The following is a 13,956-nucleotide window of genomic DNA, read 5'->3' on the forward strand; positions in this document are numbered from 1 at the left end:
CACTGTTAAAGGGGGACAGAGCTAGCTCTGTCCCCCTTTTTTTGATATACAGGGTGGTAAAATTTGTGCGACAGAGAGTACAGGGATGCCAGAGATTTTGTTTGCTTCACAACCCATTTACGATTGCGACGGTCATATTTATGCGCATGAGCTTCTTTATCGTCATGAAACGGGGATTACGGCATTTGAAGTCGGTGATAGTGTCGCGACAAGTGAAGTACTTTATAACCTGTGCACAGGTCTCTTAGAGTACGTTGAGCACATCAAATTACCGGTGTGTGTGAATGTTTCAACTGAATTTCTACTATCTGGGCTATTTCTACCTTTAGCGCCAGAACATGTAATTGTCGAACTGGTTGAGCGGATTGAACCAAATGATGAAATTGTTGAAGCAATTAAGCGTTGGGTAGCGAAAGGATTTCGATTTGCACTGGATGATTTTGAATTTCAAGAAGGTTGGAAACCCTTACTCGATCTCGCCACGATCATCAAAGTTGATATTGAAAGAACCCCATTTGATGTAGCTAAGCAGCGCTATCAAGAACTCCAACATCTTGATGTACTATGGCTTGCCGAACGCATTGAAGATGAAACAACACTGCAAAAATATCAGGAATTAGGCTTTGACCTCTTTCAAGGCTACTTTCTTGCCCGACCAACAGCTGTTGAAGGCCGGCGCGTGCCATCCGCAGCTGCAACGCAACTCACGCTGGTTATCAATCAGTTATTTGCAGAAGACCCTGAACTTTATGAGATAGTTGCTGCGCTGCAAACCGACCCCGTATTGGTGGTTAACCTCTTGCGAATCGCTAACAGCCCATATTACGGATTGACTCGCAAAATTGAGTCGTTAAAAGAAGTGGTTATGTTATTAGGCCTTGAACCGCTGCGTAAGTGGGTGTTGTTAATTGTGGCGGTAAAAGGGCAGGCACCGGAAAAAACGAAGTTAATACTGACCCGCGCTTACATGTGTAGCGAATTGGCACGTAAGAAAGACCCGTTCAATCGGTTACCAGGGCCGGCCTTCTTAGTTGGCCTTTTGTCAGGCTCCGAGGTTCTTTTAGGTATTGAAAAACAAACATTTCTTGCTGACTTAAATGTTTCTGAATCGGTTCGCTCTGCAGTATTGAATGACGAAGGCGAGCTGGGGAAATACCTGCAAGAAGTGCAACAATTTGAATATGATTTAGCGATGAAAAAACCGCTAGAAGGGCATGGCGATTTGTTTGATATTTATCAGCAGTGTCACTTCTTAGTTGATGAATTGCTTAACAACATTGTGATCGATTAACCACCAAGCGCTAGTGATTCAGGCCATATCCTGCTATAATTCGGGCCACTTTTTTCTGTCCTGAACTAATGAATAGGAATCACTATGTCGACTGATAGTTCAAAGATTATTTACACTGAAACTGATGAAGCTCCGCGTTTAGCGACGTATTCGTTGTTGCCAATTATTCGTGCTTTTACCGATGCGGCAGGCGTGTCCGTGGAAACCCGCGACATCAGTTTAGCGGGTCGTATTATTGCGAGTTTCCCGGAGTATTTAACGCAAGAGCAGCGCATCAATGATGCCCTTGCCGAACTGGGCGAGTTGGCGAAAACACCTGAAGCTAATATCATTAAGTTGCCGAACATCAGTGCATCTATTCCGCAGCTGATGGCTGCGATAAAGGAGTTGCAGGAACAAGGTTATAAACTTCCAAATTATCCTATGGAAGCAAAAACCGACGAAGAGCGTGATGTTAAATCTCGTTATGACAAAATCAAAGGTTCTGCAGTAAACCCTGTGTTGCGCGAAGGTAACTCTGATCGTCGCGCGCCAACTTCAGTGAAAAACTTCGCAAAGAAACATCCACACCGTATGGGTGCTTGGAGTAAAGACTCACGAACGCACGTTGCACACATGAGCGACGGCGATTTCTACAGCAGCGAACAATCGGCAACGTTTGCACAAGCCGATGACTTAAAAGTTGTGTTAAACACACCGGCAGGCCAAACCATACTTAAAGACTCCGTCAAAGTATTAGCAGGTGAAGTTGTTGATGCTGCGCGCATGAGTGCATCGCAGCTCCAGGCATTCTTTGCCAAAGAAACTGCAGCGGCTAAAGAGCAGGGGATTTTGTTATCACTGCACTTAAAAGCAACCATGATGAAGGTTTCTGACCCAATCATGTTTGGTCATGCAGTCAAAGTTTACTTCGCTGACGTTTTCACAAAACACGCAGATGTATTTAATAAGCTCGGCGTTGACGCAACCAATGGTTTCGGTGATGTGTTGACGAAAATTGCCGACCTTCCAGCAGATCAGCGCGCTGAAATTGAAGCAGATATTCAAGCGGTTTATGACAAACAGCCTGAATTAGCGATGGTTAATTCAGACAAAGGCATTACCAACTTGCACGTGCCTAGCGACGTAATTATTGATGCATCAATGCCTGCAATGATTCGCGATGGCGGCACCATGTGGGATCGCCAGGGCAAAACCCAAGAAACTAAAGCCATGATTCCAGATCGTTGCTATGCAGGTGTTTATCAAGCCACTATCGACTTTTGTAAAGACAATGGTGCGTTTGATCCGGCAACCATGGGCACCGTACCAAATGTCGGTTTGATGGCGCAAAAAGCTGAAGAATACGGCTCGCACGATAAAACGTTTGAAATTCCAGCTGAAGGTACAGTTGTTGTGTTAAACAAAGCTGGCGAAACAGTATTTTCACACGATGTCGAAAAAGGTGATATCTGGCGTATGTGCCAGGTTAAAGATGCACCAATTCGTGACTGGGTGAAGCTGGCGGTTAATCGTTCACGTTTAAGCGGTATGCCTGCTGTGTTCTGGCTAGATGAGAACCGCGCACACGACGCTGAATTGATCAAGAAAGTTAATGCGTATCTGAAAGATCATGATACTGAGGGTCTTGACCTTCGTATTATGGCTCCAACTGAAGCGACTACGCATACGCTAGCACGCGTCAAAGAAGGCAAAGACACCATTTCAGTTACTGGTAACGTATTGCGTGACTACTTAACTGATTTGTTCCCAATTTTAGAACTGGGTACGTCGGCGAAGATGTTGTCAATTGTGCCATTGATGAACGGTGGTGGTTTGTTCGAGACGGGTGCGGGGGGTTCCGCACCGAAGCACGTACAGCAATTCGTTGAAGAAAATTACTTACGTTGGGATTCACTTGGCGAATTCTTAGCATTAGCGGCGTCGTTGGAGCACTTAGCTCAGCGTAATAACAATGACCGTGCGCAGATTTTAGCGGATGCTCTGGATGCTGCAACGTCAAAATTCCTTGAAAACAACAAATCGCCAGCACGCAAGCTAGGCCAAATCGATAACCGTGGCAGCCACTTCTATCTGGGCATGTACTGGGCAGAAGCATTGGCGGCGCAAAGCAAAGATAAGGCGTTGGCTGAGCGTTTTGGTAAGTTGGCTAAACTGCTCAATGAAAACGAAGCGAAAATTGTTGAAGAGCTTAACAGTGTGCATGGTCACCCTGTTGAAATCGGCGGATACTTCCAGCCAAACCCAGAGTTAGTTGATAAGGCCATGCGTCCGTCAGCGACTTTGAACAGCACATTGGCTAGTTTGTAAGTCTGTTTAAGTAGAATGTGAAAAACCGAGGCTGTTTGCCTCGGTTTTTTTATAGCTAAACGATGGGTAAGCGTAATCGTGAGGTGATAGACTATTACACGACGCTGCGGTACTTACCCTTTTGAGGAATAAATATGACTGACCAAGTAGAATATATTCAGAGCCCATTGTGCCGCGAATACACGGATGACGGACATAAAGTTGAAATTGATATCTACCGTACTGAAGACAGTGGTTGGGTTCTTGAAATTGTTGACGAAGGTAATAACTCGACGGTGTGGGAAGATAAATTTGAAACCGATCAAGAAGCTCTCGATGAAGCACTGGATGCGCTAAAACAAGAAGGTATACAAGCCTTTGTAGGCAGTTTCGAATAACTCAAATAACTTGCTGAGCCCAATTCAATGGGGCTCAGCGAGCCAACTCAATAAATCCACACCGACTTGTTCGCTGGCGCGCCCTAAAGCCTCTACAGCACTGGATGCAGAAGAATCATTCAACGTCACCTCAGCTTGAAAACTTTTGCTCGCGGTTAATTGGCGATTCTTTATATCGATAAGTTGTGCATCGAATCGCACCGTAGCGCGCGCGCCTGCCGTTGATTCGATGATGTGGAAGGCTTGCAGGCGACCAGCTACTTGCCATTGCGCATCTAAACCCTGTTGCCGTGAACTGATGTCGTCAAAGCGTGCGTCACGCCACAAGGCATCAAGCAGCCAATTTTGCCACACTAACGCAATAGGTGCGCTCCACCGAGCGTCGGAGTAAGCCACAATACTACCGTTATTAGCCACGCGTAAAATACGTTCAAGTTGCAGCATATCAGCTAGCTCAGGCTCTGCTACGCTGATTTTTCGCTTTAACACGGTAGTAGAATTACTCACTTGTGCTGGCTGTAACCTATAAAAATCAATGGGCTTAGACTCAGGTAAAATACTGCAACCTGGCGTAAGCAAAATAACTGCGATAATGGCGAAACCAAATTTTTTATTCATGGTTGATACTCCCGCACTTGTTCGCCTTCAAACTTGGCGGCGATGGCATTTAAACGCTGCAAGGTGCGTTGCAGCTCTATTAGCGTTGGACCCACTTCGGCAATGCCCGCCATTCCAGCATCAATATTCCCTCGATTCTGGCTGATTAACTGATTGAGTTCAGCACTCGCACTGGCCAGATTATTTAACGTCTGATCGGCCTTATCAAATAAGGGTTCGCTGCGCTTTGAAACTTCTTCTTCAAGTGAAACCAATGAATCGTTTAATTGTTTGGTACTGGCCTGCAAGTTATCAAGAACGCTGGCGATACTGCTGGACTGTTGTGCCAATTCGGTACTGAAGGTATCGACATTGGTAAGGATAGACTCGATCGATTGCATATTGGTGTCTGAAAACAATCGATTTGCGTTGCTGATCATTTGGCTTACGTTAACAAAGAGCTCCTCGGTGCTAAGCCGCAATTGCGTCAACTGCGAAGGCTCGGCAATGATTTCTGGTATACCTTCACCGTTATAAATTGGTGGGCTTTGTGCGACACTTTGTTCTAAAGCAATGCCGCTGGCGCCGGTAATATTTAACAGCGACAAGCTCGCTACAGTTGCCTGAGTTACAGGCGTTTCGGCATTGATTTGAATACGGGCACGCACCACCCGCGCATCGTTTTTATCTAAGCTAAGGCGGGTAACTTCACCAACGTTAATCCCGTTGAATTGCACTGGACTGGCAATGGTTAGCCCTGAAACAGGCTCCTTGAAAAGTACGTCGTATTCCTTGTAAGCGTGCTCGGAGTCAGCCTTAGTTAGCCAGAGTACAAATGCAAGTGCACCTAGCAGTAGGGTGAGTGTTAACACGCCAACGATAATATGGTGTGCTTTAGTTTCCATCGGTTAATCCTCCTTGCGAGCGGCGTGCGCCGCAGCGCGTCCACGTGGACCATGGAAATAGGACTGAATCCATGAATCAGGGTTCGCTGCCACCTTTGCAACGGTATCTATGGCGACGATACGTTTATCAGCAAGCACCGCAATACGGTCACAAATTGCATAAAGTGTGTCGAGATCATGCGTAACCAGAACAACCGTTAAGCCAAGTGCTTTTGATAGCGTTTTTATCAAACTATCAAATGCAGCGGCATTGAGCGGGTCGAGCCCGGCTGTCGGTTCATCTAAAAATACAATGTCAGGCTCGCGAATTAAAGCACGTGCTAGTGCTGCGCGTTTTACCATGCCGCCGGACAATTCGGCGGGATATTGTTCGCCAGCGTGTTGATTGAGCCCAACCAAGGCCAGTTTAATTTGCGCCAGATGCAATGCTTGTGCTCGACTCAAACGCGTGTGCTCTATCAAAGGTAGGGCGACATTTTCTGCAACGGTCATTGAAGAAAACAAGGCGCCATGTTGGAACAACACCCCAATGGGTGACGCATTAAGTACAATTTTACCGGAGTTCGGTTTATGCAGACCAATAGCAGTTCGCAGCAAGACGGACTTGCCGGCACCAGAGCCACCCACTAGGCCGATTATTTCACCTCGGTGTACGTCGAGATCAAGATTTTCATGCACCACCTGATCGCCAAATCGGTTGCAGATTTGGCGCATGGATAAAATTGTCTCGGCTGACTTAATCACCAATTCATCTCCATGAAGAATAAGGCCGCAATGGCGTCGAGCAGGATTACAGCAAACAGTGCCTGTACTACGCTTGACGTTGTGTGCTGACCGATAGAGCGCGCACTATTGCCAACTTTAAACCCCTCTAAGCAACCAATAATTGCAATCACCACGGCAAAAAACGGGGCTTTGCTCATACCTACCCAAAAGTGGCGTATCGGCACTTCATTTAGAATGGACAGGTATTGGTTCCACGAAATATCCAGACTGCCAACCGCAACAGCCGCACCACCGACTAAGCCGGCTAAAATCGAAACAAAACCTAACAGCGGCAACATAACCAGCAGAGCCAATAGACGTGGTATAACGAGTAGCTCAATGGGGTCCAACTGCTCCACGCGCATGGCATCGAGCTCTTCATTAACTTTCATAGCGCCAATCTGGGCAGTAAAAGAGCTCGCCGTTCGGCCTGCCAGCAAGATAGCTGCAAGTAATACACCCAGTTCACGCATAAAACCGAAGGCAACGAGATCGACGGTATAAATGGTGGCGCCAAACTCAGTCAGTACCGTTGCCCCTAAAAAAGCAACCACGGCACCCACTAAAAAAGCCATCAAACTGACAATAGGAATAGCCGCTAAGCCTGCCTGCTGCATGTGGTAAAACCATGCGGTGATGCGCCATCGGGATGGGCGAACTAGAACCGTTAAACACGTGAGTACTAAATCACCAATAAAGTTAAGGAGTAGTAGCAGTTGATGAATTTGATTGCTCACGTTTTGGCCAAGTTGGGCTATCAAACCGACCGCGGAAAATGATGGTTTTGCGGCATAGAGCTCGGTGGTTTGGGCTGCTTGTACTGCGCTGGTAAAAATATCCCGTTGGTCAGTTGTGAGTCCTTGCGCGAGCTGCAGTAGTTTACCAAGTTGCGGACTGCCAAGGTAATCGGCTAATAAGCTGGCTGTGTTGAAGTCGATTTTACTTAACTCAGAACAATCTAGCGTTGTGGTTTCAGGCGCGGGTGGTAGTTGTTGAATTGCGCGGTTAAGCGCGATGTAGTGCTCAAGTGTCCACTCACCACCTACTTGCAGTAGCTTTTCGGTATTATCGTAGTGAATAAACCCTGCGCGTGACATAAAACCCCGACGTAGTGGCTAGCCTAGAAAAATACTATAACAACTATTGAACATTTAGTCAGTTTTCACGCAAATTTTACAGCCAATTCAAAAGGTCACAATCACTACATGACATAGCGTGATGCATGCGGCACAATAACCAGATAATCATTTATGAGTGTATGAAATAAACGCATGAGCGAAGTGAGCAAACAGCCCCAATTTATTCATCTACGTGTCCACAGTGACTTTTCGATGATGGATGGTCTCGCAAAGGTTAAGCCTATTTGTGAAGCCACCGCAGCGAAGGGCATGCCTGCGTTGGCATTAACTGACCAAATGAATATGTGTGGCTTAGTTCGTTTTTATCGGACGACCCATGACCAGGGGTTAAAGCCAATTGTCGGCTGCGATCTCTGGGTGCTGCCAGAAGGCTGGACCGCGGACTCACAAGATGAGCCTTTTCGGTTAACTGCTTTAGCAATGAACAATGACGGCTATCAACAATTGACGCAATTGATTAGCCGCGGCTATTTAGCGGGGCATCGTGCTGGCAAGCCTTGTGTCAATAAAGAATGGCTTGTTGATCATCAGCGTGGTTTGTTGCTTCTGTCAGGTGGCCGCGAAGGCGACATTGGCCGTAAGTTACTACAAAATCGAGCGGACGAAGCGCGTGAGCTGTTAGCGTTCTATCAACAACACTTTACCGATCGTTTCTATCTTGAGTTACTGCGAACCGGTCGCCCCGGTGAAGACGAATATTTGCATGCAGCGGTTGCGTTAGCAGCGGAAAGTGACGTGCCGGTTGTTGCGACCAATGAAGTCATGTTCTTGCGCGCTGAAGACTTCAATGCGCATGAGGTGCGTGTTGCTGTATCTGACGGTTATACCCTGGATGACAAGCGTCGCCCGAAAAAATACAGCCCTGAGCAGTACTTAAAAAGCGCCGACGAAATGCTTGAGTTGTTTAGCGACATTCCAGAAGCATTAGCAAACACTGTCGAAATAGCTAAGCGATGTAATGTCACGGTCACTCTCGATAAGCACGTATTGCCTGAATTCCCAACTGGCGGTATGACCACCGAAGACTTTCTGGTTAAAAAATCTATTGAAGGTTTGGAGCAACGCTTACAGGTTTTATTTCCTGACCCGGAACAACGCCAGCTGAATCGTGCTCCTTACGATGAACGCCTTAAGATTGAACTGGATGTTATTAACCAAATGGGTTTTCCCGGTTATTTCTTGATCGTCATGGAATTCATTCAGTGGTCAAAAGATAATAATATTCCAGTGGGTCCGGGGCGTGGTTCCGGTGCAGGCTCATTGGTTGCCTACGCGCTTAAAATTACCGATCTTGACCCATTAGAACTTGATTTGCTTTTCGAACGGTTCTTGAACCCTGAGCGGGTATCGATGCCCGATTTCGATATCGATTTTTGTATGGATCGTCGCGATGAAGTGATTGACCATGTTGCCGAGCTTTACGGTCGTGAAGCTGTGTCGCAAATCATCACGTTTGGAACGATGGCAGCAAAAGCCTCAATTCGTGATGTTGGTCGCGTGCTGGGCCACCCCTACGGCTTTGTTGATAAAATCACCAAGTTAGTCCCCGGAGATCCGGGTATGACACTTGAAAAAGCCTTTGAAATAGAACCTCGCATCGTCGAAATGTATGAGCAAGATGATGACGTGCGTGAAATCATCGACATGGCTCGTATTCTCGAAGGGGTTACGCGTAATGCAGGTAAACATGCGGGCGGTGTTGTTATAGCACCGGAACGTATCACAGACTTTTCCCCGCTTTACTGTGATGACGAAGGCAAGCAACCGGTTACACAATTCGATAAGAACGATGTTGAAGCTGCAGGGCTAGTGAAATTTGACTTTTTGGGGCTACGTACACTGACTATTATTCAGTGGGCCCTAGATATGGTGAATGCCAATCGCCAGCGTGATGGTCAAGAGTCCATCGACATTAATCACATTCCTTTGGATGATCCACGTTGTTTCTCGTTACTTAAAAAGGGTGCAACTACAGCAGTATTCCAGCTTGAATCCGCCGGCATGAAGCAACTGATTAAAAAGCTGTTGCCTGATAGTTTTGAAGACATTATCGCATTGGTGGCTCTGTTTCGTCCGGGTCCACTGCAATCGGGCATGGTTGACAACTTCATTGACCGTAAGCACGGCCGCGAAGCAATTTCGTATCCTGATAAAGACTATCAGCACGAATTACTAAAGCCTATTCTGGAGCCAACCTACGGCGTTATTTTATACCAAGAACAGGTCATGCAGATTGCACAGGTACTCGCTGGCTATTCGTTGGGCGGCGCTGACTTGTTGCGCCGAGCAATGGGTAAAAAGAAGCCCGAAGAAATGGCGAAACAGCGTGCGGTCTTTGAGGAAGGTGCGCGTAAAAATGGCATTGACGGTGAGTTGGCAATTAAGATATTCGACTTGGTCGAAAAGTTTGCCGGTTACGGCTTTAACAAATCGCATTCCGCAGCTTATGCGTTAGTTTCGTATCAAACCTTGTGGATGAAAACACATTATCCAGCTGAGTTTATGGCAGCGGTTATGTCCGCAGATATGGATAACACGGATAAAATCGTCACCTTGGTTGATGAATGCGAAAATATGGGGATTAAATTACTTCCTCCGGACGTGAACCGGGGCCAGTATAAGTTTACCGTTGATGCAGAACAGTCGATTGTGTATGGAATTGGCGCGATAAAAGGTGTTGGCGAAGGCCCGATTGAGGCAATACTGGCCGCACGTGAAGAAGGGCCGTTCACCGATTTATTCGATTTCTGTTGCCGTGTTGACCTCAAAAAGCTCAACCGACGTGTCTTGGAAAAGCTTATAAAAGCTGGCGCGATGGACTCGTTGGGCCCACATCGGGCTACCATTATGGCTACACTAGAAAAAGCCATGCGCCAGGCAGAGCAACATGCACGTGCTGAAGCGATCGGACAGAGCGATTTGTTTGGCGTACTGACCACGGCCTCCGATGATGTTCAAATTGAACATGAGTTCGTTCAGGTTGCCCCTTGGCCCGAAGGAATGTGGTTAGAAGGCGAACGTGAAACGCTTGGGCTATACTTAACGGGACATCCGGTAAATCGGTATCGTGCTGAATTAAAAAACTATGTGCCAGCGGTGTTAGCGAATGTGCGGCCAACGGGGCGTGATCAAACAACAACGGTAGCAGGGTTAGTTGTTGACGTACGTACCATGTTAAACCGACAAAATCATCGCTGGGCTATTGTGACGCTGCATGATAAAACAGCGCGGTTTGATGTACGATTTTTTGCTAAAGATTATGAAAATTTTCAGCACTTGCTCGAAAAAGACCAAATTTTAGTGGTAAAAGGAGAGGTCAGCTTTGATGATTACTCCTCTGCCAATACAATGACGGCACGTGAAGTGATGACCATTGTCGGAATGCGTGAGCAATACGCAAAAACGCTTCGCCTCACACTTCGACAAGAGCAATTAGAAGGGCATGGTTTAACGCAACTTACACAGTTGTTAGAACCATTCAAGCAGGGCTCATGCCCGCTGCACATCCGTTATGTGCGCCCGGATTTAACGGCAGAATATGTGGCGGCCACAGAATGGTATGTGACCCCAACCGATGAATTGTTGTATGAGTTGCAACAGCGCTTTGGAAATAAAGCGGTTGAACTCGAATTTTAGTGGCAAATGGGAGCCATAATGAGTCTTAAATTTTTAGATTTTGAGCAGCCTATCGCAGAACTGCAGGCGCAAATCGAAGAATTAAAAGCAGTTGGCGCAAAAGGCAACTTTGATATTTCACTCGAAGAGGAAATTACGAAGCTGCAAGAGAAACGTGAACAACTCGTCGAAAAAATCTTCGGTGATTTGGGTGCATGGCAAGTCGCGCAATTGGCACGCCATCCGTTACGTCCATACACACTTGACTACATCAAGTACATTTTTGATGATTTTGATGAGTTAGCCGGTGACAGAACTTTTGCCAACGATGAAGCAATCGTAGCTGGTACAGCGCGCCTTGATGGCACTCCGGTGATGATTATCGGGCATCAAAAAGGGCGTGAAACAAAAGAAAAAATTCGCCGCAATTTTGGCATGCCTAAACCTGAAGGGTATCGCAAAGCGATGCGTCTGATGGAAATGGCAGAGCGCTTTAAAATGCCAATTATTACCTTTATTGATACGCCAGGGGCATATCCGGGTATCGGTGCCGAAGAACGCGGCCAGTCTGAAGCTATTGCTCGTAATTTAAAGGTTATGTCGCGTTTAAATACGCCAATTGTCTGTACTGTAATTGGTGAAGGCGGTTCCGGTGGTGCATTAGCGATAGGTGTTGGCGACCGCGTTAACATGCTGCAGTACTCAACCTACTCGGTGATTTCACCAGAGGGCTGTGCGTCAATTCTCTGGAAGAGTGCAGAAAAAGCGCCGTTAGCGGCGGAAGCTATGGGTGTTACCGCTCAGCGTTCGAAGGAATTGGGTTTGATCGATTCCATCATTGCTGAGCCAATTGGCGGCGCGCACCGTGATCACGAAGAAATGGCGCGACGTTTGAAGAAGCAATTGATTGCCGATTTGGACGCACTGGTTAATTTAGATAGTGCAGCTCGCCTTGAGCAACGTTACCAAAAGTTGATGTCATTTGGTTACTGTTAAGTGGAGTGATTCGCGTTGAACAATGCGACAACTCGCCAAATAAATAAAGGGGACAGTGCTGACACTGCTCCCCTTTATTCGTTATTTAAAGAACGATTATTGGCCTTAAATTTAGCCGCTAACCAGCAAGTTGTAGCCTGTTTAGGTGGCGGCGCGGACTCACAGACGGTGTTGGATTTGCTTGATCGATTTCGACAAGAGTTTCCAAATTACCGCTACTTAGCGATTCATCTTGATCATTCATTCCATCCTAGCTCGGCAACCTGGGCTAAAGGACTTCAAGCCGACTGTGAGCGCCGAGAGTTCCCGATGATTTGCGAACTACTGCCGGTAGCAACCGGAGCTCGGGTAAGTAAAGAGGCTGCTGGGCGCGAGGCGCGCTATCGACGTTTAGAAGCGCTTGGCGATGCTAACGCTATATTCTTGCTAGGCCAGCACCGGAATGATCAAATCGAAACTTTTCTATTGCAACTAAAACGCGGCGCCGGACCCAAAGGACTGGCTGCAATGGCAGCGGTTAGCCGAAAAAATGAACAGACTTGGTTTCGTCCGTTGTTGGATATCAGTAAACAAGATATCTATGCTTACGCCCGTGCTCAGCAGTTGCACTGGATTGAAGACGATACCAATTACGATATCAGTATTGAGCGGAATTATTTGCGCCATGAAGTGATTCCTAAATTAGAAAAACGCTGGCCCCAGTTTGGTAATTCGGTTTTGCGAAGCGCACAGTTATGTGCCGAAACTCAGCATTTGCTTGAGCAATTGTTGCGTGATCGGGTCGCGCCGCACATTGATGCTGAACACCGGTTAGCTACGCATTGGCTGCAAAACGCTTCAGCCGACCTTCAACGCGGTGCCTTGCGTTATTGGTTGCAGGTTTGTGGTGCACAAATCCCGTCTTATGCGCAGCTTGAGCAATTACGCACGCAAATGCTACTGACCACAAATGACGCGCGCCCAGAAGTTCGGTGGGGGCATTGCAAGGTGACTCGGCACACCGCCGATAATAAAGATCGTTTATTAACTTTAACTGAGCAACCTAGCTAGCTCGGTTTAACGCTTGCAAGGAAGACCATGGATCAGCGCAAAGCGATTCTCTATGCATTGGCCGCAGTGTTGCTGTGGTCAACAGTGGCGACAGCATTCAAGCTGGCGCTGCGTTACCTGAGCCCGTTGCAATTACTTAGCATTGCTGCCCTTACCAGCCTAATAACCTTTGCAATAATTCTGACCATACAGCAGCGTTGGCGTGAGGCCATTCACGTAGGGCGCTCGCGTGCAGGGTTCTATATTTGCCAAGGATTTATTAATCCCGCCGCGTACTATTGGGTTCTATTTGCTGCTTACGATCAGTTGCCAGCACAGCAAGCTCAGGCTATCAACTATACTTGGGCGATTACCATGTCGTTGTTAGCCGTGCCATTTTTGAAGCAATCGCTAACACGCAAAGAATTACTGGCCATGTTACTGGCGTATGCTGGGGTATTTTTAATTGCCACCGGCGGCGCTTGGGATTTTAGTCAAACGAACTGGACGGGTATTGGCCTTGCTCTATTCAGTACCTTGTTGTGGGCCAGCTACTGGTTAATGAATACCAAAAATACAGATAAACCCATACCCGCGTTGTTTTGGTGTTTTTTTTGGGGCAGCATTTGGTTGGTTCTATTTAATGGTGCTAACGCATTGATTTTTGACACATCAACCAATTGGTCTATCCCGTGGGCTGGGCTTTGGGCAGGAGTCTATGTGGGGCTGTTTGAGATGGGGGTGACCTTCTTTTTGTGGCTTACAGCCATGCGATTAGCCACCAAAACAGCTCAAATTTCTACCTTAATATTTTTGAGCCCTTTCATATCTTTGATCTTAATCTATTTTATACTTGGTGAAACCATTCAAGTAACCACTCTGATAGGCTTATCATTGATTTGTGTTGGGCTTTATCGGCTAAGGGAATAACA

At 46.9% G+C, this 13,956-nt stretch carries 11 protein-coding genes; 7 read left to right on the top strand and 4 right to left on the bottom strand.

Translation table 11 applies throughout. The features are described 5' to 3' along the window. The first annotated feature begins 85 nt into the window (after window positions 1-85). From ACN0UY_RS00740 to ACN0UY_RS00750, 3 genes are all read left to right on the top strand, one after another. A complete protein-coding gene (locus ACN0UY_RS00740) occupies window positions 86-1,291 on the top strand; it encodes an EAL and HDOD domain-containing protein (RefSeq protein WP_417664913.1) in 1,206 nt (401 codons plus the stop codon). Window positions 1,292-1,375: 84 nt separating this feature from the next. After that, window positions 1,376-3,601 (top strand): NADP-dependent isocitrate dehydrogenase, encoded by a 2,226-nt coding sequence (locus ACN0UY_RS00745; RefSeq protein ID WP_417664914.1) that lies wholly within the window; start codon window positions 1,376-1,378, stop codon window positions 3,599-3,601. Between the two features lie 134 nt (window positions 3,602-3,735). After that, window positions 3,736-3,978 (top strand): hypothetical protein, encoded by a 243-nt coding sequence (locus ACN0UY_RS00750; RefSeq protein WP_128351960.1) that lies wholly within the window; start codon window positions 3,736-3,738, stop codon window positions 3,976-3,978. 24 nt (window positions 3,979-4,002) lie between these two features. Here the strand turns inward: ACN0UY_RS00750 and ACN0UY_RS00755 are convergent, their stop codons facing one another. The 4 genes from ACN0UY_RS00755 to ACN0UY_RS00770 are packed head-to-tail and all read right to left on the bottom strand — an operon-like array spanning window position 4,003 to window position 7,342. Then, window positions 4,003-4,596 carry an ABC-type transport auxiliary lipoprotein family protein gene (locus tag ACN0UY_RS00755; protein WP_417664915.1) on the bottom strand — a complete coding sequence of 198 codons (594 nt, stop codon included), beginning with the start codon at window positions 4,594-4,596 and terminating at the stop codon, window positions 4,003-4,005. After that, on the bottom strand, window positions 4,593-5,480 hold the full coding sequence (locus tag ACN0UY_RS00760) for an MlaD family protein (protein ID WP_417664916.1): 888 nt from the start codon (window positions 5,478-5,480) through the stop codon (window positions 4,593-4,595). The genes ACN0UY_RS00755 and ACN0UY_RS00760 overlap by 4 nt, the downstream gene beginning before the upstream one ends. Window positions 5,481-5,483: 3 nt before the next feature. Next, window positions 5,484-6,224: an ABC transporter ATP-binding protein gene (locus tag ACN0UY_RS00765; RefSeq protein WP_417664917.1), complete on the bottom strand. Its 741-nt coding sequence runs from the start codon at window positions 6,222-6,224 to the stop codon at window positions 5,484-5,486. After that, on the bottom strand, window positions 6,221-7,342 hold the full coding sequence (locus ACN0UY_RS00770) for an MlaE family ABC transporter permease (RefSeq protein ID WP_417664918.1): 1,122 nt from the start codon (window positions 7,340-7,342) through the stop codon (window positions 6,221-6,223). Before ACN0UY_RS00770 ends, ACN0UY_RS00765 begins: the two co-directional genes overlap by 4 nt. A 174-nt stretch (window positions 7,343-7,516) precedes the next feature. Here ACN0UY_RS00770 and dnaE point away from each other — a divergent pair, with 174 nt between their 5' ends. The 4 genes from dnaE (at window position 7,517) to ACN0UY_RS00790 (ending at window position 13,954) form a co-directional block, all read left to right on the top strand. Beyond that, window positions 7,517-11,020 (top strand): DNA polymerase III subunit alpha, encoded by a 3,504-nt coding sequence (gene dnaE / locus ACN0UY_RS00775; RefSeq protein ID WP_417664919.1) that lies wholly within the window; start codon window positions 7,517-7,519, stop codon window positions 11,018-11,020. 18 nt (window positions 11,021-11,038) lie between these two features. Further along, window positions 11,039-11,995, top strand: a complete 957-nt coding sequence (gene accA, locus ACN0UY_RS00780; RefSeq protein ID WP_417664920.1) for an acetyl-CoA carboxylase carboxyl transferase subunit alpha — start codon at window positions 11,039-11,041, stop codon at window positions 11,993-11,995. A 99-nt stretch (window positions 11,996-12,094) separates the two neighbouring features. Next, window positions 12,095-13,045 (top strand): tRNA lysidine(34) synthetase TilS, encoded by a 951-nt coding sequence (gene tilS / locus ACN0UY_RS00785; RefSeq protein WP_417664921.1) that lies wholly within the window; start codon window positions 12,095-12,097, stop codon window positions 13,043-13,045. 27 nt (window positions 13,046-13,072) lie between these two features. Continuing rightward, window positions 13,073-13,954: a DMT family transporter gene (locus ACN0UY_RS00790; RefSeq protein WP_417664922.1), complete on the top strand. Its 882-nt coding sequence runs from the start codon at window positions 13,073-13,075 to the stop codon at window positions 13,952-13,954. Window positions 13,955-13,956 lie beyond the last annotated feature (2 nt).

Origin of the sequence: Pseudidiomarina sp. (assembly GCF_048268165.1) — a bacterium.
GTDB lineage: Bacteria > Pseudomonadota > Gammaproteobacteria > Enterobacterales > Alteromonadaceae > Pseudidiomarina.

Bases quoted from the DNA above. Each gene is read 5' to 3' on its own strand.
- ACN0UY_RS00760 (WP_417664916.1), bottom strand. From the start codon at position 5,480: ATGGAAACTAAAGCACACCATATTATCGTTGGCGTGTTAACACTCACC.
- ACN0UY_RS00755 (WP_417664915.1), bottom strand. From the start codon at position 4,596: ATGAATAAAAAATTTGGTTTCGCCATTATCGCAGTTATTTTGCTTACG.
- ACN0UY_RS00790 (WP_417664922.1), top strand. From the start codon at position 13,073: ATGGATCAGCGCAAAGCGATTCTCTATGCATTGGCCGCAGTGTTGCTG.
- ACN0UY_RS00745 (WP_417664914.1), top strand. From the start codon at position 1,376: ATGTCGACTGATAGTTCAAAGATTATTTACACTGAAACTGATGAAGCT.
- accA (WP_417664920.1), top strand. From the start codon at position 11,039: ATGAGTCTTAAATTTTTAGATTTTGAGCAGCCTATCGCAGAACTGCAG.
- ACN0UY_RS00770 (WP_417664918.1), bottom strand. From the start codon at position 7,342: ATGTCACGCGCAGGGTTTATTCACTACGATAATACCGAAAAGCTACTG.
- ACN0UY_RS00740 (WP_417664913.1), top strand. From the start codon at position 86: ATGCCAGAGATTTTGTTTGCTTCACAACCCATTTACGATTGCGACGGT.
- ACN0UY_RS00750 (WP_128351960.1), top strand. From the start codon at position 3,736: ATGACTGACCAAGTAGAATATATTCAGAGCCCATTGTGCCGCGAATAC.
- dnaE (WP_417664919.1), top strand. From the start codon at position 7,517: ATGAGCGAAGTGAGCAAACAGCCCCAATTTATTCATCTACGTGTCCAC.